Here is a 24,485-nt window from a genome sequence, read left to right as displayed (position 1 = left end):
TTGACGTCCATGCGTACGCCGGATTCCCCTGGCCGATCACCTCGGCCAGGGGAATCCGGCGCGAAGCCGGTCGGCTCAGGAAGGCGACTCCAGGGACGCACCGGGCTCGATGGAGGGGAAGCGGCGCAGGGAGGGGCTGAGCACCGTGACGAGCGCGACCACCGCGAAGCCGCCCGCGCACACCAGGAAGGCGGTGGGTCCGTCTGTGGCGGACACCACGGCACTACCGGCCGCCGGGCCGAGCACCCCGGCGATGCCCGCGCTGAGACCGCTGATCCCGCTCAACCGGCCACGCATCCCGGCCGGAGTGGCCATCATCTGGTAGGTCAGCACCGTGGTGTTCGCCGCGGGCGCCAAGAACGCCGCGAGACCGAACAGCAGTCCGAGCGGCAACCCGCTGGGGATGTACGCCATCACCGCGGCGACGGCGGTCACGACCCAGGAGAACCCCATGACGATCACGGCCGGCCGCAGGGCGGTGGTCAGGCGGGCGGCGACCGCCGCGCCGAGCAGCCCGCCGACGCCGAAGCACGTCATCATCAGGCCGATCTCGTAGCCGGCGACGTTCTCCTCACCTGACCTGACAAGGACGATGATGACCAGCGCGCTGAAGGTGAGGTTGGTGAGCGTGATCCACAGCAGCGTCATCCGGATCACGCCGTGTCCCAGCACCCACCGGAACCCATCGGCGGCGTCGGCGCGAGCGCTGCGGCCTTCCTCCTCCGCCTCCTGTTGCTCCTCGTCCTCCTTCCGCTCGGCCCCGGGTCCGGCCGCGGCGGTGAGCCGGGGAAGCCGCAGGAACAGCAGTGCCGCGAAAGAGATCGCGAGCATGGCCCCCTGGGTGACGAACGGGCCCGCCGGGTTCAGGGTGAACAGCAGCCCGGCGGCGAACGGGCCGAACATGGCGGCGACATACGGCCGCGCCGCGTTGCGGGCCACCGCCGTCTGGAACTGCGACTCGGGCACCACGGTGGGCAGCGCGGCATGTTCCACCGGATCGAACACCGACCCGAAGAACCCTTCCAAGGCGACGACCAGCAGGACGTGCGGGAAGAAGTACACGTCCATGATCAGTGCCGCCGCGAGGCTGACCAGTCCCACCACCCGTCCGGCCTGGCACACCAGCATGATCTTCCGGTGGTCCATCCGGTCGGCCAGCACGCCGGCGGGCACCACCGAGACCATGTGGATCGCCGCCATCACCGAAGAGGCGAGCCCCACCTCCAGCGCCGACCCGGACCGAGCCATGATCAGCAGCGGTATGGCGACCGCGATGACCTCGACCGTGAGCTCGGAGAGAAGCTGGCTGGACCATAAGATCGAGTAGTTCCGGTTGCGGGACAGGGGCCGCGTCGCGCTTCTGTTCTGCTCGCCTTCACCCGATAGCACCGTGGCCACTGCCCACTCCGTCTCGTCGTCGGGCCAATCGGCCGGAAATCTGCAGGAATTCGATGCGCTTGGTCGCAGGGTCGCGTACGAACCTGCCCGTGTGGGTCTGTGCCGCGCCGCTCAGCTCACGCATGGTGAAGCGCAGGTCCTCGTAACACGTGAGCTCGCCGTACGGCCGGTCCCCGAGCGACAGATGGACCTTGCCCTCGGCCGCCCGGCCGATCTCGAACGCCGTGTCGTCGTTGACGAACGTTCCGAGGAGGTCGTCCCGCGCCGGGACCGGACTTCCGAGGCCGAGAGCCGGGAAGTGGTCCTCCACGGCCACTCCGGCGGCACGGAGGCGTTCGAGCAGCGCCGTCCACATGGCCTGCCCGGTGTTGGCGTTCGTCGTCAGCGCCACCACCGTCCCTCCTGCCGGTTCGAACCTCAGATGGCACGAGGTGCCCTCACCGGTGCCGTCGTGACCGGCCGTACCGGCGTCGCCGTACAGCGCCCAGCCCAGGCCCCATCCGTCCGCGAGGCCGAACGGCCCGGCCGTGGTCGTGTGGAGCTGGTCCCGGCACATCAGCCCGGTCGTCTCCGTGCCGAGCGGGCCCGTGAGCCCGTCCTCGGTCAGGAAGAGGCGGGCGAACGTGACCAGGTCTTCGGCGCTGAGAGCCAGGGCTCCGTTCGGCGCCTCCAGCGCGGGAAGGTTCTGCGCGGCGATCGGGAACACCGTGCCGCGTGCCGCGTTGACGGCGTGCCCTCCGACGAGCCTCGGCCCTGCCTCCTCGTCGGGGCACGCCTTGACGCCCAGAGGGTCGAGGACGAAGGCGTCGACGGCCTCTTCCCAGCTCAGCCCGGTGATCTCCTCGATGAGGAGCCCGGCGACGATGTAACCGACATTGGAGTAGGAGAACACCGTCCCCGGCGGGTACGCCAGGTCCGCCTCACGGCAGTGCCGGGCCACCCAGCGCAGCCGGTTGCCATCGCCTCCGGTGTCCTCGCGGACGTTGGCCGGGAGACCGGCGGTGTGACTGAGCACCTGCCGGAGGGTCGCCACGCGACCCGCGCCGAACGCCGGCAGGTACTTCACCAAGGGCACGTCGAGGTCGACGTCACCGGCGGCGACGAGCTCCATCGCCACAGCGGCGGTGAAGGGCTTGGTGATCGATCCGAGCGGGAAGCACGATCGAGGCGTGACGGGCGGACCGGCGCCGAGCACGTGCTCCCCGGTCACCGCGGTGAGGGTCCGCCCTTTCCAGCGGATGGCGAGCTGGGCTCCCGGCACCTCGTACCGCCGGGTGAGCTCGGCCAGCAATGAGGGCAGGTCGTCGGCGTTCACGCGCCCAGCCTTTCCGCCACATACCGGGCGATGGCCTGCAACCCGTCGAGCAGGTCGTCCGCCAGCCGCTGGACGGTGGCCGGGCTGTGCACGTTCTCCGAGTGGTACAGGGTGAGACGCAGCCTTCCGTCCTGCACCATGCCCACCACCTCCAGTGGGTGGTCGAGGTGTTCGGCAGGGTCTCTGTCCGTGCCGATCGAGGGGTGGAACGCGTGGTAGAGCGGGCTCCCGGGGGTTATCGTCAGGTCCCCTGCCTGTCCGTGGTAGTTGAACGTGACGGGGGCGGTCGTGCGCGCCGCGAGCGCCGCGCCCGAGGAACTCAGATGCCGCAGCGCGCCGTATCCGAGGCCCTTGCCCGGCACCGAGCGCATCCGCCGCCGGACGGAGGCGACCAGTTCCGCCCAGTCGCCGCCGTCCCCGGGCACCTCCAGGGCGAGGGGAAAGACGGTGGTGAACCACCCGACCGTGCGGGAGAGGTCGATGTCGGGGAAGAGGTCTTCCCTGCCGTGTCCCTCCACGTCGATGAGAACCCGGCTCTGGCCGGTCCAGCGGCTCAGGGTCCGTGCGAGTCCCGCCAGCAGCACTTCCCGGGTCCCCGTGCGGAAGGCCCGCACGGCGCCGCGTACCAGGAGTTCGCTTCTCTGCTCGTCGAGTTCGACCGTGACCGTCCTGACGGAGGAGACCACGCCCGGCCCCTCCCCGTCCGCGGGCAGGGGCGGGCTCTCCGGCGGGGAGGCCCAGTGGTCCAGCTCGTCGTCGAACCCGCCTTCGGCGGCATGGCGCGCCAGCCGTCCGGCCCACCTCGCGAACGGGGTGGTGGCGGGCTTGGGCCGGATGTCCTCGCCCGCCACCGCCTGCCGGTAGGCGGTCTCCAGGTCGTCGAGGAGGATGTGCCAGGAGACGGCGTCCACGACCAGGTGGTGAACGGTGACGAACAGCCACGGACGCTCGCCTGGGCCGAGGTCGAACAGGACGGCGCGCAGCAGCGGCCCGCCGGTCAGATTCAGGCTCGCGTCCGCTTCGGTCGCCGCCTGGTCCATGGCCGCCCTGCGCTCGGCCGCGGGGACGCCGGACAGGTCGTACCGGCGTGGTTCCGGCTCGTCGCCCGCCGGTGTCACCCGCTGCCGCCAGCCCTCGCCGTCGCGCTCGTACCGCATCCGGAGGGCGTCGTGCCGGGCGGGGAGCACGGCCAGCGCCGACCGCAGCGCGGTCTCGTCCACCTCGGCCACCAGTTCGACCAGGATCGACTGGGTGAAGTGGTGCGGTGCCACCGGGTCGCTCAGGAAGAACTCGCGTTGCGCGGGAGTGAGCGGCACCGGGCCGGTCTCCGTCTCCTGCGCCTCCTCCTCCGGCCCGCCTTCCTCGCGGCCGGCCGGCCGGGCCACGGTGGCCAGCCGGCTCACGGTGGGGGCGAGGAACAGGTCCCTGGAGGTCACGGTCAGCCCGGCCTGGCGGATCCGGTAGGCCGCCTGGATGCTCAGGATGGAGTCGCCGCCCAGCTCGAAGAAGTCGTCGTCGACGCCGACCCGCTCGAGTCCGAGAAGATCGGCCCAGATGTCCGCGAGCGTCGCCTCGACGTCATTGCTGGGAGCGACGTACCGCTGCTCCCCGGTGTCCGGCTCCGGATCCGGCAGCGCGTCCCGGTCGACCTTTCCGCCGGCCGTGACCGGCAGCCGGTCCAGTGTGACGTAGGCGGCGGGGACCATGTACTCCGGCAGGGAGAGCCGGGCGAGATCCCGCAGCTCGCCGACCGGAGCCCCGGGCGTCACGTAGGCGACGAGCCGGGGCGTGCCGGTGGCGCTCCTCTTCACCGCGACCGCCGCCAGCGCGACGTCCGGGTGGCCGCGGAGCACCGACTCGACCTGTCCCGTCTCGATCCTGAAGCCGCGGAGCGTGATCTGCTCCTCGATCCCGCCGAGATACTCGAGCGCGCCGTCCGCGGTCGTTCTCGCCAGGTCTCCGGTGCGGTACATGCGCGCGCCGGGCGCGCCGAACGGATCGGCGACGAACCGCTCGGGGGTGAGCCCCTCCTGGCCGGTGTGGCCGCGCTCGACCTGGGCGCCGTACAGGTACAGCTCGCCGCGCACCCCGGGGGGCACCGGGCGCAGCCACCGGTCGAGGACGTAGGCGACGGTGACCTCGGCGGGCGCGCCGGCGACGAGCCGGCGGAACTCGGCCTCGGACCGCAGGGGAAGGTCGGCCAACCGGCGCCGGGCGTCCGCGACGGCGGCGAGGAGGTCGCTCAGGTCGGCGGTGATCCGGTCGATCGTCTCCGGCCGGAACAGGGACGTGTTGAAGCCGACCGCCACCATCAGCTCTCCCTGCCGTTCGACGAAGTCGAAGCTCAGGTCGTGGCTGAGCTCGTCGCTGACGTAGGGCAGCTCTTCGACCTCCAGCCCGGGCAGGCGGACGTCGGCCCCCCGGTCGGTCTCCAACCCGACCATGACCTCGACCACGGCGTTGCGGCTGGGGTCGCGTTCGGGCTTGAGGACCTCGACCAGCCGGTCGAACGGCGCCTCCTCGTGGACGAACGCCTCCAGCACCGTGTCACGCACCTGGGAGAGGAACTCCTCGAAGTTGAGCGACTCGTCCACCGTCGAGCGCAGTGCCACCGTGTTGATGAAGCAGCCGATCAGCCCTTCCAGTTCGTGCCGGTTCCTGCCGGAGGTGGGGGTTCCGACGACGATGTCGTCCTGACCGGTGTACCGCGCGAGCAGCACCTGGACCACGGCCACCAGCGCCATGAACAGCGTGGCGTCCCGTCGCCCGGCGACCCGCCTGAGCCCGGCCACGACCTCGGGGTCGACCGTCAGCAGCCGCATCGCCCCCGCGGCCTCCCGCACGACCGGGCGCGGATGGTCGATCGGCAGGTCCAACGGGCGCACGCCGGCCAGCCGGTCGCTCCAGTACGCGAGGTGCTCCTCCATCGCCCGGTCATTGGCCGTGCTCCGCTGCCAGGCCGCGTAGTCCGCGTAACGGATCGGCAGCGGAGGCCGCTCCACCTGCTCCTTCGCGAGCGCCGCCCCGTACTCGGTGTCCAGTTCCCTCATCAGCAGGTCCAGCGACCATCCATCGACCGCGATGTGGTGAGCGAGGAACGCCAGCGCGTGGTCCCGCGCGCCGAGCCGGATGAGCGTGGTGCGGAACACCGGTCCCCAGCCCAGGTCGAACGGCCGCGCCGTCTCCCGGCGCAGGCACTCCTCCATCGCGGCCTCCCGTTCGTCCGCCGCGACACCCGTCAGGTCCTCGATGACCAGGACGACCGGTTCGGCGGGACGGACGACCTGCACCGGGTTCCCCTCCACGGTGCTGAAGGTCGTGCGCAGCGGCTCGTGCCGGGCGACGATCCGGCTCAGCGCGGCGCCCAGCGCCTCGACGTCCAGCGTGCCACGCAGCCGCAACGCGGTGACGACGGTGTACTCGGTGCTGCCGGGATCGAAATCGTGCAGGAACCACAGCCGCTGCTGCGCGTACGACAGCGGGGCCGGACCGCCGGCGGCGGTGGCGACCAGCGGAGCCGCGTCCGTGGTGGCCGTCTCAGCGTCGATCGCCGCCGCCAGCCGCGCCACGGTCGGGGTGTCGAACAACTGCCGCGGCGACGGGGCGACGCCGAAGAGGGACCGTATCCGGGAGATCACTCGGATGCTGAGGATCGAGTCCCCGCCCAGCTCGAAGAAGTCGTCCGTGACGCCGACGCGGGTCAGGTCCAGCACCTCGGCCCAGATCCCCGCCAGGACGCGCTCGGTCTCGGTGCGCGGCGGGACGTGCTCGGCGCGTGGCAGGGCGTGGAGCGCACCGGCGTCCGCCACCGCGTCGCCGGGCCCTGCTTGGTCGGCTCGGGGCAGCGCCTTTCGGTCGACGGTGCCGCTCGGGTTCAGCGGCAGCTCCGGGATGAGCACGAAGGCGGCGGGCACCGCCGGAGCGGGAAGGGACCGGGACACGAACGCGCGCAGGTCCGCGAGGTCGGGTCCGGCTCCGGGACGCGGCACCACGTAACCCACCAGCCGGTTGTGCCCCGCCTCGTCCTTCCTGACGGCCGCCGCGGCGCCCGCGACCCGGGGATGGCGGGCCAGGGCCGCCTCGACGTCGCCGAGTTCGACGCGGAATCCTCTGATCTTCACCTGGTCGTCGGCCCTGCCGAGGCATTCCAGGTTGCCGTCGGGACGCCACCGGACGAGGTCTCCCGTCCGGTACATCCGTGCGTCCTCCTCGCCCGCGAACGGATCGCGCAGGAAGCGTCGCGTGGTGATCTCGGGGCGGTTCAGGTATCCGCGGGACACCCCGTCTCCGGCGATGTAACACTCCCCCACGGCCCCGATCGGGACGGGACGCATCTCGGCGTCCAGCACGTATATCCGCGTGTTGGCGAGCGGCCGTCCGATGGGGACGAACGCCGCCTCGCCCACGGGGTCGCCGCCGAGCTGGAACACCGTGGAGTCCACGGTGGTCTCGGTCGAGCCATAGGCGTTGACCACGACCACGCCGTCGCCGCCGAACACCTCCAGCACCTCGGCGGCGGCGTCCGCGGGCCAGCCCTCCGAGCCGACCATCAGCACCCGCAGCGTCTTCGGACGGATGCCGCGCCAGGTGAACTCCGCGGCCAGTGCTCTGGCCAGCACCGGAACGGTGACCATGAGCTCGGTGCCGGTCTCCAGCATCAGGTCTGCGATCGCGACCGGGTCGGCCATGGCCTCCGGCGGGCAGATCACCATCTCGCCACCGAACAGGGCCGACAGCAGGAAGTCGCCGAAGAACAGGTCGACGGACAGGCTCGACACCGACAGGGCTCGTGCTTTCAGAGCGGTGAGACCGTAACGCGCGTCCCAGGCCCGCACCATATGGTGCACGTGGCGATGGGCGACCATGACGCCCTTGGGACGGCCGGTGGTGCCCGAGGTGTAGGCCACGTAGGCGAGGTCGTCAGGCGTCGCGGCGACCTCGGGCGGTGTGGCGGGCAGATCGTCGAGCGCGGCCCCGTCGAGTCTGGCCCCGTCGAGTCTGGCCCGGTCGCGGTCGACGCAGACGGCCACGGCCTGGTGCCCGGCCACCCGGTCGAGCAACGCCTCCTGGGTGATCACGACGGGGGCGTTCGCGTCCCCCAGCATCAAGGCCAGCCGCTCGGCCGGATAGTCCGGATCCAGAGGGACGAAGGCGCCCCCGGCCTTCAGTACGGCGAGCAGGGCGACCACCGCGTCCACACCGCGCTCGACGCAAACGCCGACGAGCACCTCCCGCCGCACCCCGAGCCGGACCAGGTGATGTGCGAGCCGGTTGGCGCGGGTCTCCAGTGCGGCGAAGGTGAGGGCCTCGGAACCGCAGCTCACGGCGGGGTCGTCCGGAGCGGTCCTCGCCCGCTCGGCGAACAGCTCGTGGATGCACGCGGGGGGCGGGAACCGGGTCGCGGTGTCGTTCCACTCGGTCAGCACCTGCCGCGACTCCCGCTCGGGGAGCACGGGAAGCCCCGCCACGGGTGTCCCGGGTGCGGCGCCGATCGCCTGGAGCAGCGTGTCCAACTGCCCCACCAGGCGCTCGGCGGTCGCCTCGTCGAACAGGTCGGGGTCGTACCCGAGGGCGAGGGCGAGTTCCTCGCCGGCGTACGCCGTGAGGGTCAGCGCGTAGTTGGTGTGCTCGTCACCGCGTAGCTCGGTCAGGCGCAGTCCGTACCTCGCCGCCGCCTGCTCGTCGTAGGGGTAGTTCTCGAACACGACGATGCTGTCGAAGAGCCTGATCCCGCTGGACACGCCCGCGGCCCGCTGGACGTGCGCCAGCGGCAGATACTCGTAGTCCCGGCCTTCGGCCTGGGAGTCCTGCAACCGGCGCATCCAGACCGACGCGGAGCTCTCTCCGTCGACCTCGATCCGCACGGGGATGGTGTTGATGAACAGCCCGACGATCGACTCCACGCCGGGCAGCCCCGGCGGCCGACCGGAGACCGTGGTGCCGAAGCACACCTCCCTGTCACCGCCGTGGCGCGACAGCAGGATGGCCCACGCCCCCTGGATCAGGGTGTTCATGGTGATCCGGGCGTCCCGCGCGGCCTGGTACAACATCCGCGACCGCTCGGGTGACAGGTTCACCCTGATCTCGCGCGAGGACCGCGTGTCATGGGCCCGGACGGGTGGACGGTCGAACGGCAGCCGCGTCGGCGCGGTGAAGCCGTTCATGACGGCGCTCCAGTATCGCAGCGCGTCGTCCTGGTCCTGGCCGTCGAGCCAGGCCACGTAGTCCCGGTAGGGGCGCCGGACCTCGGGCGGGCTCGCCGGGCCTCCGGTCATCGCCGCGTACTCCGCCAGGACGTCCGAGAGCACCTCGGCGAAGCTCCACCCGTCCACCATCATGTGGTGGGTCGACCACAGCAGCCGCACGCCGGCGTCGGAGAGCCGCACGATGGAAAGGCGCAGCAGCGGCGCCCGGTCGAGGGGGAGCCTTCCCCGCGTCCAGGTGTCCCACAGCTCCTCGAGCGCGGTCCGCCGGTCGTCCTCCGGCATGGCCCGGTAATCATGGTGGGTGACGGGAACGCTCACCGTGGAGAACACCACCTGGACGGGAGCGGGAAGGTCCTCCCAGAGCACCGCGGTGCGCAGCACCGGCGTCCGGCCGGCGACCCGCTGCCACGCCTGGGCGAGCGCCTCGGGATCGGTGACGCCGTCGAGCGTCGCCCCGAAGTACCCCGTGTACAGGTCCCGCCCCGGCTCCGAGAGGGCGTGGAACAACATGCCGGCCTGGGTGAACGTGAGCGGGTAGATGTCCTCCACCGGCGTGGGCCCGGCCGTGATACGGTCCACCGCCGCCTGGTCGAGGGAGGCGAGAGGGAAGTCCGAGGGGGTGAACCCACCGGCGTCCGGCGCGGAACAGTGCTCGATGATCTGCCGCAGGGCCGCGATGAACCCCTCGGCGAGCCGCATGACCGTCTCTTCACGGTGCAGATCGGCCGAGTACGTCCAGTGGAACCGTAACCTCCCCTCACGGACCAGCCCGTTGACCTCCAGCAGGTGCTGCCTGACCTGCTCCGGGCTCCGTTCGGCGCCCTCGTTGTCGACCCAGCCGCGGACCAGACCCTCACTCCCGGTCTCGGCGTCGAGGCGGCCGAGGTAGTTGAAGCTGATCTCGGGTTCCCTGCCACCGTTGCGCACGTCCCGGTCACCGCCCAGGTAGCGCAGGGCGCCGTAACCGATGCCGTTGCGCGGCACCGACCGCAGTTGTTCCTTGACGCTCTTCAGAGCGGCGCCCCACCCCTCGTCCCACGGCGTGCTCAGCACGACGTGGAACAGCGAGGTGAACCAGCCGACCGTACGGGAAAGGTCGACATCGTCGAACAACTCCTCCCGGCCGTGGCCCTCAAGGGCGACGAGCATCGTGCCGGAGCCGGTCCAATCGCGCACGACCCGGCCGAGGGCGGTGAGGAGCACGTCGTTGATCTGCGTCCGGTAGGCCTTCGGCACGTCGCGCAGGAGCGCCTCGGTGGCCTCGGCGCTCAGCGACGCGCACACCGTGCGTGAACCGCCGACGGTGTTGTCGCCGGCGGTGTTGTCGCCGGCGCCCTCCAGGGGCAGCCGTGCCGCCTTCTCCGCGGCCTCCGCCACGCCCGTCCAGTAGTCCGCCTCGGCCGCGAACCCACCGGACTCGGTGTAGCGGCTGAGCCGGATGGACCAGTCGCGGAAAGAGGTGGTCTTCGGCCCGAGATCGATCGGCAGGCCGTTCCTGGCCCGCTCGTAGGCCGTCTCGAGATCGGAGAGCAGGATCCGCCAGGAGATGCCGTCGACCACCAGGTGATGGGCGGCGAGCAGGAGCCGGGGCCGCCGTCCCGGGCCGAGCAGGAACAGCCGGGCCCGCAGTAGAGGCCCGCTCTCCAGGGAGAAGCCGGTCTGCGCCCGAAGGCCGATGTCCCTCATCTCTTCGTCCTGCGGGCCGGGATCCAGGTGGGAGAGGTCGAAACGCCGCAGGACCTCACCGCGCTCGGCCTCCGCGTTGCGCAGTCGCCGGCCATCGTCGGAAGACGTGGCCCGCAGGCGGAGGGCGTCGTGCTGGTCCAGGAGCGCCGCGACGGCGGCCGCCAGGGCGTCCTCGTCCGGCTCGTCGGCGAGCTCCAGCAGCACCGTCTGGTTGAAGCGGTCACGGCTGTCGGTCAGGGCGTCGAAGAACCAGTGCTGGATGGGGGTGAGAGGCACCTCGCCGGTGACCGGGCCGCGATCGCTCCCGATCGTGTGCTCAGTGCTCGCCTCGGCCGCGAGCTCCGCGAGCTCCGCGAGCTCCGCGATGGTGTGCCGCAGGAACGCCTGCCGGGCCGTCAGGCGCAGTCCGCGTTCCCTCGCGCGGGCCACGACCCGCAGGCTCAGGATGGAGTCGCCGCCCAGGTCGAAGAAGTTGTCCTCGACGCCGACCTCCGCCACGCCGAGCAGTTCCGCCCAGATCCGCGCCAGCGTCTCCTCGGCCGGAGTGCGCGGTGCCACGCGGGCGCGGGCCAGGTCCCGGCGGAGTTCGGGCTCGGGGAGTGCCCGCCGGTCCACCTTGCCGTTGACGTTCAGCGGCAACCGGTCCAGCGGGACCACGATGGAGGGCACCATGTGCTCGGGAAGCCGCTCGCGCGCGAACGAGCGCAGCTCGGCGAGGGCCGCGCCGTCGGCGACGACGTAGGCCACGAGCCGCCGTGTGCCGTGGTCGTCCTGCCGGACCGCGACGGCGACGCCCCGCACCCCCGGCTGCCGGGCCAGCACCGATTCGACCTCGGCGAGCTCGATGCGGAAACCGCGGATCTTGACCTGGTCGTCGGTGCGGCCGAGATAGTCCAGCACGCCGTCCGGCAGCCACCGGACCCGGTCGCCGGTGCGGTACATCCGGCTTCCCGCAGGGCCGAACGGGTCGGCGACGAAGCGTTCGGAGGTCAGGCCGGGACGGCCGAGGTATCCGCGAGCCAGCGCGGCCCCGGCCAGGTACAGCTCGCCGGGGACTCCGGCGGGTACCGGGCGCAGCCGATCGTCGAGAACGTAGTTCCGGATGCCCGGGAAAGGCCGTCCGATGGGCACTGCGCCGGTGATCTCCTCCGGGACCAGGGGGTCGCTCATGCTCGCGCAGACCGTCGACTCGGTCGGACCGTAGGCGTTGACCATGCGATGGCCGCCGCTCCAGGCGCGGGCGAGCCGCGGCGGGCACGCCTCGCCGGCCACGACCAGGGTCAGGGTCGCGGGCAGCGCGCCCTCGGGCAGTTCCGCGAGCGCGCTCGGAGGCAGGGTGACGTGGGTGATGCCGTAGCGGACCAGCGTCTCGGCGAGCGGATCGCCGGGCAGTTTCCGCTCCCGGGAGGTGCAGACCAGCGTGCCACCGGTCAGCAGGGCCATGCACAGCTCCCAGAACGCCGCGTCGAACCCGAACGGCGCGAACTGCAGGACGCGCGAGCCCGGGCCGACGCCGAAGTGCGCCGACTGCCCGGCGGCGAGACCGTGCACACCCGCGTGGGTCACCACGACGCCCTTGGGACGGCCGGTGGAACCGGAGGTGTAGATCACGTACGCCGGGTGGGACGGAAGGAGCCGGGGAGCGTCCTTTCGGTCCTCCTCGCCGGGGCCGTCGGGGAGGGTCGGCACGGACAGGTCCACGACCTGCGGCCCCGCGGGAATCGAGTGACCGAAGCCGGGCGAGGTGACCACCAGGACCGGGGCGGCGTCGTCCAGCATCAGCCGAAGCCGCTCGGGAGGGTTGCTCGCGTCCAGGGGCAGATAGGCCGCACCGCTCTTGAGCACCGCCAGCGCCGCGACGATCGTGTCCGCCGACGCGGGCAGGGCCACCGCCACGATCTTCTCCGGACCCGCTCCCCGCTCGACGAGCAGACGCGCGAGCCGGTCGGCGCGCGCGTCCAGGTCCGCGTAGCTGAGCCGGTCCTCCTCCGAGACGAGCGCGACCGCGTCGGGCGCGCGGGCGACCTGGGCGGCGAAGAGCTCCGGCACCGTACGGGGAACCGGGTGGTCCAAGGCCCCCGACCACTCCGCGAGGAGCCGGTGCGTCTCCTCCGTGCCCGTCATGGGCACCTTGATCAGGGCGGCGTCCGGATCGTCCGCGACCCCCTGAAGCAGGGTCACCAGATGCGCGGCCATCCGCTCGGCGGTGGCCCGCACGAACAGGTCGGTGGTGTATCCGAGATGCGCGACGAGCCCCCCGTCCCGCTCGGCGAACTCGAACGAGACGTCCGCGTCCGCCGTCACCACCGGAGGGTCGATCTCCTCGACCCGCAGCCCGGGCAGCTCGACCGGCCGGCGCCGCGCACCCAGCAGGCTCACGGTCGCCTCGGCCAGCACGGGGCGGCTGGGATCGCGGTCGGGCCGCAGCGTCTCCACGACGTTCTGGAACGGCACGCCGCCGTGGGCCATCGCGTCCAGCACGGTCGATCGGACCGAGCGCAGCGTCTCGGTGAACGACCGCGTCTCATCGACCGACGTCCGCAGCACCACGGTGTTGACGAAGAAACCGACGAGGTCGTCGACCTCGACCCGGTCACGACCGGAGAGCGGGGTGGCCACGGCGATGTCCTTCCGGCCCGACCAGCGGGCCAGCAGGATCTTCACCGCGGCGGCGAGCGCCATGAACAGGGTGGCGCCGTTCTCGGCGCTCAGCTCCCTCAGCCGGGAGATCACCGAAGCGGGAACCTCGAACCTGTACCGCTCACCGGCCCCGCTCCTCATCGGGGGCCGGGGGTGATCCGTGGGCAGGTCCAGCGGCTCCAGCCCGTGGAGCCGATCCCGCCAGTAGGCGAGGTGCCCCTGGATCTCCGCACCGGGAAGCCGGCCCCGCTGCCATACGGCGAAGTCGCCGTACCGGATCGGCAGCGGGGGCGGCTCCGCCTGCCCGCCATGGACGGCGGCCGCGTACAGGGAACCCAGCTCGCGGGTGAGCACCTGCATGGACCAGCCGTCGGTGACGATGTGATGCATGGCCATGACCAGCACGTGCTCCCGGGCGGCCAGCCGGAGCAGGCGTACCCGGAGCACCGGGCCATGGTGGAGGTCGAACGGCCGGGTCATCTCCTCCAGCAGGCACCGGTCGACGGCCTCCGCCAGACCGTCCTCGACCAGACGGGCCTCCACCAGACGGGCCTCCACCGGAGCGGCCTCCGGCGGCGCGGACAGGTCGGTGACCACCAGCGGGATCTCCACGGAGGCGTTCACCACCTGTGTCCCGCGTCCCTCCAGGGAGACGAAGGTGGTGCGCAACGACTCGTGACGCTCCGCGAGCCTCCGGAGCGCGCCGATCAGGGCGGGCTCGTCCAGCTCACCGAGCAGGCGCAGCACATGGGCGGTGTTGTACTCGGTGCTCTCGGGGTCGACCTCGTGCATGTACCACAGCCGCTCCTGCGCCGCGGACAGCGGAAGCGGCCCGTCGCCGGGCACACGGGGGATGACGTCCTCCTCGGCCGGGTCGTCCGGCGCCTCCCCGGCGAGCCGCCGCCGCAGCATCTCCTGTACCTGTGGCGGCAGGGCGGCCATGCGGTCCTGGTGCGATGCCGGCGATGTGGGCGATGTGGGGTTGGTCATGCCTGCTCCCCGATCTCGGTACCGGACATGGCCGCCTGCTCCCAACCGGCCAGGATCTTCATCTGGACGAGCTCGCTCAGTGAGGCGATCGTCGGAGCCTCGAAGAAGTCACGAGGTGAGACCTCGACGCCGAACGCCTTGCCCATCCTGGCCATCAGCCGGAGGCTGGTGACCGAGTCACCGCCCAGCTCGAAGAAGTTGTCCTCGACGCCGATCCGCTCCTCGTCGAGCAGTTCCGCCCAGATGCGCACGAGCGCCTCCTCGGTCGGATTGCGCGGCGGCAGGTAACCGACCTCGGTGATGTCCTCGCGTGTCGGCGCCGGCAGTGCCCGGCGGTCCACCTTCCCGGTGGGGCTCAGCGGCAGGGTCGGCAGCACCACGAACGCCGAGGGCACCATGTAGGCCGGCAGGGACGCGGCGAGGGCCTCGCGCAGGGCCTCGCTCCGTGGCGGTGCGGCCATGTCGGCGGGAACCACGTAACCCACCAGCCGCTTGTGCCCGGACTCGTCCTGCGCGGCGGTCACGACCGCGTCGGCGACCTCGGGCCGCCCCAGCAGGGCGTTCTCGATCTCGCCCAGCTCGATCCGGTATCCCCGGAGCTTGATCTGGTGGTCCACCCGCCCGCCGAACTCCAGTTGGCCGCCTGCGTTCCACCGGACCAGGTCCCCGGTCCGGTACAGCCGCGAGCCGGGCGGGCCGAACGGGTCGGCGACGAAGGCCAGGGCGGTCAGGTCCGGCCGGTTCAGGTAGCCGCGGGCCAGTCCCGCGCCGCCGATGTACAGCTCGCCGGTGACGCCGACCGGGACGACCGACAGCCGGTCGTCCAGGACGTAGAGCCTGATGTTGTCGGCCGGCGTCCCGATCGGCACGGTGCGGTAGTCCACTCCGGGCTCGACGTCGAAGCGGCAGACCGCCACGGCCGTCTCGGTCGGCCCGTAGACGTTCATCAGCTTGCGGTCCCGTGACCACTCTCGCGCGAGCTCCGGGGGCAGGACGTCTCCGCCCAGGCCGAGATAGGTCAGTCCGGGCACGGATCGCGGGTCCACGGCGACCACCGCCGCGGGCGGCATCGTCATCGCGGTGATCCCGTCCTCGTGCAACCGCCTGGCCAGCGCCATGGGGCTGCGCTGCACCTCCGGGTCGGGGATCACGAGGGTGGCTCCGGCCGTGAGCGTCTTGAAGATCTCCCATACGCTTCCGTCGAAGCTCATCGTGTACAGCTGCATGACGCGGGAACCCGGTTCGAGGCCGTACCACCGGTGACCGACCGTGGTGATGTTGCACAGCGCGCGGTGTTCGACGACCGCGCCCTTGGGGCGTCCGGTGGACCCGGAGGTGTAGATGACATAGGCCCTGTCCCCCGCGCCGCCCGGAATGTCCGGCGCGGTGTCCGGGTGGTCCGCCACGGCGGGCCAGACCCGGTCCAGAGGGACCACGGTCGCCTCCGTCTCCGGAATCCTGCCGAGAAGGTGCTCCTGGGTGAGCACCAGCGGCGGCTTCGCGTCGTCGAGCATCGTCCGCGTCCGCTCCACCGGGAAGTCCGGGTCGAGCGGCAGATAGGCGCCGCCCGCCTTCAGCACGCCCAGGATGGCGACCACGGCCTCGATGCTCCGCTCGACCGAGACGCCCACCAGGGTCTCCCTGCCGACGCCTTCGGCCATGAGGTAGTGGCCGAACCGGTTGGCCCGCTTGTCCAGCTCGGCGTAGCTGAGGGTCCGCTCACCGTGGATCACGGCGACCGCGTCCGGCCGGAGCCGCGCGTGCCCGGCGATCACCTGCTCCAGCCGCCGGTCGATGTCGGCGTCGGAGGCGGTGTCGGTCCACTCGTGGACGATGGTGTGGTGCTCCTCCTCGGTGAGCATGGAGAGGTCGCCGACCTTCCGCTCCGGGTCGCCGGCGATCCCTTCGAGAAGCACCCGCAGGTGACCCATGACCCGCTCGATGGTGGCCGCCTCGAACAGCCCGGTATCGTAGTGCAGCAGCAGCGACAGGTGGTCACCGGCATGGGCGATCACGTTCATCGGATAGCTGGAGCTGTTGCTCGCGGTGATGTCCGTGAACCGCAGGCCGAACCGCTCGCCGATCCGCAGGTCGGCGGGATAGTTGTCGAAGGCGACGATGCTGTCGAACATGGTCGTGTCGTCGCGCGGCGCCGCCCAGCCCTGCACCTGGGTGAGCGACACCAGGTCGTGCCTGCGGGCCTCGGCCTGCTCCTCCTGCAGCCGGCGCAGCCAGTTCCGCACGGTCTCGTCCGGGTCGATCCTCACGAGCACGGGCAGCGTGTTGATCATGAGGCCGACCATGGTGTCCGCCCCGTCGAGGCCCTCGGGACGGGAGGTCACGGTCGCGCCGAAGCAGACGGTGCGCTCGCCGCTGTAGCGGGAGAGCGCCAGCGCCCAGGCCGCCTGGATCAGCGTGTTGAGCGTGACCTTGCTGTGCCTGGCGGCGGTGTACAGCCGCCGGGAGAGGTCCGCGGGCAGCTTCACCCCCAGCTCGGCGGGGACCACCGCCCGCCGGTCGTCCGTACGCGGCCGGTCGTAGGGCAGCGGGGTCCGCGCCTCCACGCCCGCCAGCGCGGCGCGCCAGTACCGCTCGGCCTCGGCGGTGTCCTGGTTCGCGAGCCGGCTCACGTAGTCGGCGAACGGGCGCCGTGCCGGCGCGGCGGGCGCCTTCTCGCCGAGGAGCGCGGTGTATTCGCCGATCACCTCGGAGAGCACCTGCATGGCGCTCCACCCATCCAGCAGGATGTGGTGAAAGGTCCAGAACACATGGACCCGGGCGCCGCCCAGGGCGGCCACGGCGACCCTCATCAGCGGGGGCGCGCCGATGCCGAGTCTCCGCGCCCTGTCCTCACGGAGGTACCGCTCGGCGGCGCGCCGCTGCCCCTCCTCGTCGAGCTCGCTCCAGTCCAGGTGGGTCACCGGGCAGCGGGCGGCGGTGTGGACGAGCTGGACCGGTTCGGGAAGACCGTCCCAGGCCAGGGACGTACGCAGCACCGGGTGCCGGTCCACGACCCGCTGCCAGGCCGCGTCGAACAGTTCGGGGCGGCGGACATCGCGCAGCCGGAAGTCGAGCTGCTCCTGGTAGGTCGCCTGCTCAGGGTCCATGAGGGAGTGGAACAGCAGCCCGCTCTGCATCTGCGTCAGCGGATAGACGTCCTGCACCGACCGGCCGTCCCCCACCAGCCGGTCGATCTCGGCCTGACCGAGCCGGACCATGGGGAAGTCCGAGGGGGTACGGCCGCCCGCGCCCGCTTCGGCGCAGTGCGCGACGATGGCGGCCAGGTTCTCGGCGAACTGCCCCCCCAGCCGGCGGACGGTCGCCTCCTCGTGGAGATCCGGGGAGTACGACCAGGTGAACTCCATCTCCCCGTCGACGACCTGGCCCACGACGTCGATCAGGTGCAGCCGGGTGGCGTCCGGGTTCTCCCGCAACCTGATCCCCGACATGGCCGAGTACAGGCCGCTGCCCCGGATCGAACCGTCGAAGCGGCCCAGATAGTTGAAGCTCAGCTGCGGAAGCGGGTCGCCGGCGAGTTCTCCCGCGTCGGCGCCGTAGTAGCGCAGCGCGCCGTACCCCAGCCCGCGCAGCGGAATGTTCCGCACCTGCTCCTTGACCGACTTCAGGGCGGCGCCCCAGTGGCCGCCGTCCCGGTGCACGAGTGCGACCGGGAAGTACGAGGTGAACCACCCGACCGTGCGGCTGAGGTCGAGGTCGTCGAAGAACTCCTCGCGGCCGTGCCCCTCCAGGGCGATCACCACGCGATCCCGCCCGGTCCAGCCGGACAGCACCCGCCCGAGCGCGGTCAGCAGCACATCGTTGATCTCCGTGCGGTACATGCCCGGCACGTCCCGCAGCAGGGTGGCGGTGGTCTCCGCGTCCAGCCGGACGCGGACCTCGCGGGCGGCCGCCACCGTGGTGGAACCGTGGCCGTCCAGCGGGAGGGCCTCGTCGTCCCCGCGCATGACCTCGGTCCAGAACGGACGCTGATCGTCCAGCCCGCCGCCCGCGGCGTACGCGGCAAGCCTGCGGCCCCACTCGGTCATGGGGGAGGTTCTGGAGCCGAGGTCGACCGACCGGCCGGTGCGGGCCTGGTGGTAGGCGATCTCCAGGTCCTCGATGAGGATGCGCCACGACACCCCGTCCACGACAAGGTGGTGGGCGGTGAGGGAGAGTCGCGGGGGCCGGTCCCCGGCGGTGAACAGCACGGCCGTGAACACCGGGCCCTCGACGGGGTCGATGGCGGCGGTGATCCGGGAGGACTCCCGTTCGACGGCCGTGTCGATCTCGTCGTCCGGCACTCCGGACAGGTCCACCGTGTGGAAGACCACCGCGTTCTCCGCCGCCGTGGTGTCCTGCGACCAGCGCCCGTCCAGCGAGACGAAGCGGGCGCGCAGGGCGTCATGGTGGCCGGTCAACGCCGCCACCGCCACACCCAGGGCCGAGGTGTCCACCCCGTCCACGAGTTCGACCACCACGAACTGATCGAACCGGGCGGTGGCGCCGCGGTGGGCGAAGAACCAGTTCTGGATGGGAGTCAGCGGAGCCCGGCCCGTCGACGGCTGGGGGCCGTGCCCGGAAGCCTCCTGCCAGGGCGTGACCCTCGGGGCCAGCCCGGCGATCGTCGGCCGGCGGAACAGGTCCTTGGAGTTCAGCCGGAGACCGGCGCGGCGTGCGCGGGCCACCACCTGGAGGCTGAGGATCGAGTCCCCGCCCAGGGTGAAGAAGTTGTCCTCGATCCCCACCCGGTCGACGCCGAGGACCTCGGCCCAGATATCGGCGAGCACCTGCTCGACGGGAGTGGACGGGGCGACGTACGCCGTTTCCTCCACTGACGCGGCGGGCATGGGCAGCGCCCTGCGGTCGATCTTGCCGTTGGCGGACAGCGGCACTCCGTCGAGCGTCATGAACTCCGACGGCACCATGTAGTCCGGCAGGAGCAGCGCGACGTGCTCGGCCAGGTCGGTGGAGCGGATCTCCGCGTCCTTCTCCGGCATGACGTAGGCGACCAACCGCGGCGTCCCGGGCCGGACCTCCCGCAGTACGACGATCGCCTGCGCCACGGCCGGGTGGTCGAAGAGCACGCTCTCGATCTCGCCGAGCTCGATCCGGTATCCGCGCAGCTTGACCTGGTCGTCGGCCCGGCCGAGGAATTCGAGGGTCCCGTCGGGCTTCCAGCGCACGAGGTCACCGGTGCGGTACATCCGGGAACCGGGAGGACCGAACGGGCAGGCCACGAACCGTTCGGCGGTCAGGTCCGGCCGTCCGGCGTACCCTCGGGCCAGGCCGGTGCCGTGCAGGTAGAGCTCGCCCGGCACCCCGACGGGGACGGGAGCGCCGTAATGGTCCAGCACGTAGCCGGCGGTCCCGTCGATCGGTCCGCCGATCGACGGCAGGCCCGTCCCCGGGTCGACGGGCCCGGCGGTGGCGACGACGGAGTTCTCGCTCGGGCCGTAGGCGTTGACGAGGGTGAACGGGAGCCCCGGCCGAGGCCTGCGGCGCAGCACGTCTCCTCCGGTCAGCACCGTGCGAAGGCGGGTGCCCGCGATGGCCGGCTCGTCGAGCAGGGACTCGATCCTGGGCGTCGGCACGAAGGCGGTCGTGGTCCCCATCCGGGTGAACCATTCGACAAGCAGCTCGGGATCGTCCAGGACCTCCTGGTCGGGCTGGTCCACTCGGGCGCCCGCGTACAGGTAGGGCCACAGTTCCCACACCGTCGCGTCGAACCCCAGGCCGGCCAGGTGGCTGGCCCGGTCCTCCGGCTCGACCCCGAACTCGCGCAGGTGCCACTGACACAGGTTGGCCAGGCCGCGGTGGGAGATCATGACGCCCTTGGGCCGCCCGGTGGAGCCGGAGGTGTACACGATGTAGGCGAGGTCGTCGAGGTCGACCTCCACGAGCGGGTCGGTGGCAGGGGACACCGCCAGCAGTGGCTGGTCGGCGACCAGGTCGACGACCACGGCCCGCGTGTCGGGCAGGCCATGGGCGGCCTCGCCTCCCGTCACGATGACGGGGGCGGCGGTCTCCTGCACGACGTGCGCCAGCCGGGCCGCGGGCATGCCGGGTGCGGTCTGCACGAAGGCCCCGCCCGCCTTGAGCACGCCGAGCATGCCGACGGCGAGCTCCGGCTCACGTCCCAGGCTGAGCACGACGGGCGTCCCCGGGCCGACCCCGAGGTCTCGCAGGTGGTTGGCCAGCCGGTTGGCCCGCTCGTTGAGCTGGGCGTAGGTGAGGCTCGTCCTCGCGGATGCGACGGCCACCGCGTCCGGCCTGATCAGCGCCGTCTGGGTGACCCGCTGATGCACGCACTGCCGCGGCTGGGGGCTCGCCGCCGCGCCGTTCAATCCGACGAGCAGCCGCTCCCGCTCGTCGGTGTCCAGCAACGCGGTCCGGGCGAGCGGGAGCTCCGGCTCCGCCACCAGGTTCCGGAGCAGCGTCCGCAGGTGACCGGAGAACCGCTCGATGGTGTCCGCCTCGAACAGGTCGGTGCCGTACTCGATCATGACGTCGAGCGCGTCGAGCCGCTCGGTGAACTCCACGGTGAGATCGAAGACGGCGGCGGGACGCGGCAGGTCCAGCCGTTCCGCACGCAGGCCGGCGAACTCTCCGGTCTCGGCCTCCGGCGCGTTCTGCAGCACGATCATCGCCTGCACGAGCGGGGTGCGGCTGGCGTCCCGCTCATCGCACAGTTCGTCCACGAGCCGGTCGAACGGAACGTCCTGATGGGCGAGGGCGCCCAGCACCGTCTCGCGCACCTGGGCGAGGAAGCCGGTGAAGGACAGCCGGCCGTCCACCGTCGAACGCAGCACGACGGTGTTGATGAAGGCGCCGACGAGCTTCTCCAGCTCCGCCCGGTCCCGCCCGGACACGGCCGTGCCCACCGCCACGTCATGCCCGCCGGAGTAGCGGGCCAGCAGCACCTGGCCGGCCGCGACCAGCGTCATGAACAGCGTGACCCCGTTGACCTGGCTGAACTCCTTGAGATCGGCGAGGAGATCCCGGTCGATGGTGAACCGGTGGGCGGCGCCGGCGGAGGTCCTGACCGGGGGACGCGGCCGGTCGGTGGGCAGCTCCAGCGGTGGCAGGTCCGCCAGGCGCTCGCGCCAGTACCGGATCTGGGGATCTAGCCGGGAGTCGTCGAACTCCTGGCGCTGCCAGGCGGCGTAGTCGAGATAGCCGACGCCAGGTGCCTCCGACTCGGCGGCGCGCCCCTGCCTGGCCGCCTCGTAGAGCACCGGCAGTTCGCCGCGGATCGTGTTGAGCGACCAGCCGTCGACGGCCATGTGGTGGACGCCCAGCACCAGGACGTGCTCGTGCTCCGCACACCGGATCAGCAGGGCCCGCACCAACGGACCCCGCTCCAGGTCGAACGGTGCGGCGACCTCCTGGCGGATCAGGCGGTCCTGCTCGGCCTGCCGTGTCCCGTCCGTCAGTGCCGACAGGTCCGCGAAGGTCACCGGCACCTCGACGCCGTCGACCGGGCCGACGACCGCGGTCGGCTGGTCGCCGGACAGGACGACGGTGGTCCGCAGCGCCTCGTGCCGGGCGACGAGATCGCGCAACGCCCGGTCCAGGGCGGCCCTGTCCAGCGGACCCCGTAACCGGACGGCGGAGTGGACGTTGTACTCGACCTCGCCGGGATTGAGCTGGTGGTAGAGCCAGAACCGCCGCTGGGTCAAGGAGACCGGCAGCCGCCCGGTGCGGGGAACGGCCGGGATGGGCGCCGCCGGAGCGCGCACCGTCATCTCCGGCCGGGTCGCCAGTCCGGCCACGGTCGGTGTCTCGAAAAGGGTCCGAGAGGGCAGGTGTACGCCCATCACCGCCCGGATGCGGGAGAGCACCCGGGTCGCCGAGAGGGAATCGCCGCCGAGGTCGAAGAACCCGTCGAGGACACCGACCTGCTCCAGACCGAGCACCTGCTTCCAGATCTCCGCGAGCGCGGCCTCGGCCTCGTCGCGCGGCGCGACGAAATCGGCGTCGACGCTGTCCTCCCGCGTGGGAGCGGGGAGCACGGCGCGGTCCAGCTTGCCGTTCACCGTCAGCGGGAACCGGTCCATGACGTGGAACGCGGCGGGGATCATGTATCCGGGCAGGCGGGAGGAGAGCACGGTCCGCAGCCGGGAGGGCGCGGGCCTCCGGCGGGCCGTCCCGGACGGCACGATGTAGGCCACCAGCCTCCGGTCACCCGGCTGGTCCTCGCGGACGACCACCACGGCCTGGTCGACGGAGGGTTCACGGACGAGCGCGTTCTCGATCTCGCCGAGCTCGACGCGGAACCCTCGGATCTTGACCTGCTGGTCGTTGCGGCGCAGGTACTCAAGGCCGCCGTCCTCGGTCCGGCGGACAAGGTCTCCCGAGCGGTACATCCGGGTTCCCGGCTTGCCGAAGGGACACGCCACGAACCGCTCCGCGGTCAGGGCGGGCCGGCCCGCGTAGCCGCGGGCCAGGCCGGGGCCGCTGACGTACAGCTCACCGTCGGCGCCGGGCGGCACCGGGCGCAGGTGTTCGTCCAGCACGTGGAAATCGAGGTCCGGGATGGGCTCCCCGATGGGGCTGCCGGTCGCCTCGGCCGCGCTCACGTGGTCGATGGTGAAGTAGGAGGCGTGGACCGTGGTCTCGGTGATCCCGTACATGTTGACGAGGATCGGCGCGTCGTCGGCGTGACGCGCGTACCAGTCGGCCAGCATCCGGAAGTCCAATGCCTCACCGGCGAAGACCGTGTAACGCAGGCACAGCCGCCGTCCCAGCTCGGGGTTCTCCCGGTCCGCCGCCAGCAGCTGGTAGAAGGCGGAAGGCGTCTGATTCAGCACGGTCACCCGTTCGTCCACCAGCAGCCGCAGGAAGTCCGCCGGTGACCGGGTCACGGCCTGCGGGACCACCACAAGGCGCCCGCCGTGCAGCAGCGCGCCCCACAACTCCCACACCGACACGTCGAACGCGATCGAGTGGAACAGCGGCCACACGTCCCGCTCGCCGAAGCCGTACCAGTGGGCGGTGGCGCTGAGGAGACGGGTCACGTTGCCGTGCGGGATCACCACACCCTTCGGGCGGCCGGTCGAGCCCGAGGTGTAGATGATGTACGCGGGGTCGTCCGACGTCCGGTGCCCGGCGCGACCCGGAGCCGGAGCGGCGGCCGGGCCGTCGAGTTCGGCCACGGTCTCCGGATCGTCCAGCAGCAGCCTCGGCACCCGACCTCCGGGGAGCCGGCCAACGGTCTCGGAATCGGTGACCATGAGGACGGGACGCGCGTCGTCCAGCACGTACGCGACGCGCTCAGCCGGGGTGTCCGGCTCGATCGGCACGTATCCCGCGCCCGACTTGAGCACCGCGAGCACGGCGACGATCAAATCGATCGAGCGGGGCAGCATGACGGCGACGAACCGCTCGGGGCCGGCGCCCTTGGCGATCAGCCACGCGGCCAAGCGCTCCGCGGCGGCGTCGAGTTCCCGATAACTCAGCGACCGGTCCCCGAACGACACCGCCGTATTGCCGGGCGTCCTGGCGACCTGATCGGCGAACAACTCCTCCAGACGACGTCCACGCCAATCGACCATCATCACTACTCCTTCGCGGAAAAACGGCGGCGGCGATATCTCACTCCACGCCCGGACAATGGAAATCGCAGAGGCGATCCGAAGGATTGGTGATCACACTGCCGCGCCTGCGGAACATCGGTTTGCGGCGAGCCTGCGACGGCCGGTCCCCTCGACGGAGACGGTCACGGGCCCGAGAATGGCGCTCCAGCGACGGCCATCGACGGAAATGCGGTTCCATCCGTCCCGACCGGCCTGTACCTGCGGACCACTCGAATAACCCGGCCGATGCCGGTATTCACCATTGAGGAGACCGACGGCATGTCCGTACCTCCTCGGCACTTCGCGGGGCAAAGCCGTTGGAATCCAATGGGTGCACCCGCCAAGTCTTTACCGCTCGCCTCGGGAGCTCCACTGTTTGACCTGTCGGCTAAACACGCTCTTCGCAAGTGAAGGGATCCATGCGATCGGCTACCGCTATATGCGCGGTTCCCGGTCCGAGGTCGCTCACCCGGACCGGCCCCGCCGCGGGGGCCATGACGTGACGTGCGGACCTCGCCCGGACACGGGACGGCGGTGACGGCGCCGTCGTGCACGGCGGCGATGGGCGAGACGACGGACCACCACGCGTGCCCTGGCAGGGCACGCAGAAATGTCACGAAATCGCGACATCCCCTCCAGGGAGGATCTCGCGCCATCCGTGAAGGAGACGCCTCC

4 protein-coding genes are annotated in these 24,485 nt (G+C 71.5%); all 4 read right to left on the bottom strand.

Annotated features, from left to right (window positions below):
* Nucleotides 1-75 precede the first annotated feature (75 nt).
* Genes AB0M95_RS08640 through AB0M95_RS08625 form a run of 4 tightly spaced genes read right to left on the bottom strand, consistent with a single transcriptional unit; the run spans nucleotide 76 to nucleotide 23,792 of the window.
* Entirely contained in the window at nucleotides 76-1,398 is a 1,323-nt protein-coding gene (locus AB0M95_RS08640) for an MFS transporter (protein ID WP_358513305.1), read from the bottom strand.
* Nucleotides 1,376-2,713 carry a serine hydrolase domain-containing protein gene (locus tag AB0M95_RS08635; protein ID WP_363761256.1) on the bottom strand — a complete coding sequence of 446 codons (1,338 nt, stop codon included), beginning with the start codon at nucleotides 2,711-2,713 and terminating at the stop codon, nucleotides 1,376-1,378. The genes AB0M95_RS08640 and AB0M95_RS08635 overlap by 23 nt, the downstream gene beginning before the upstream one ends.
* Complete coding sequence (locus AB0M95_RS08630; RefSeq protein ID WP_363761254.1) at nucleotides 2,710-14,235, bottom strand: amino acid adenylation domain-containing protein; 11,526 nt, start codon at nucleotides 14,233-14,235, stop codon at nucleotides 2,710-2,712. Before AB0M95_RS08630 ends, AB0M95_RS08635 begins: the two co-directional genes overlap by 4 nt.
* Complete coding sequence (locus AB0M95_RS08625; RefSeq protein ID WP_363761252.1) at nucleotides 14,232-23,792, bottom strand: amino acid adenylation domain-containing protein; 9,561 nt, start codon at nucleotides 23,790-23,792, stop codon at nucleotides 14,232-14,234. Before AB0M95_RS08625 ends, AB0M95_RS08630 begins: the two co-directional genes overlap by 4 nt.
* Nucleotides 23,793-24,485 lie beyond the last annotated feature (693 nt).

The sequence above is a fragment of the Sphaerisporangium sp. NPDC051017 genome (assembly GCF_040683095.1).
Lineage (GTDB): Bacteria > Actinomycetota > Actinomycetes > Streptosporangiales > Streptosporangiaceae > Sphaerisporangium.
The sequence above is the reverse complement of the archived record's forward strand: the minus strand, read 5'-3'. Positions and strand labels throughout refer to the sequence as shown.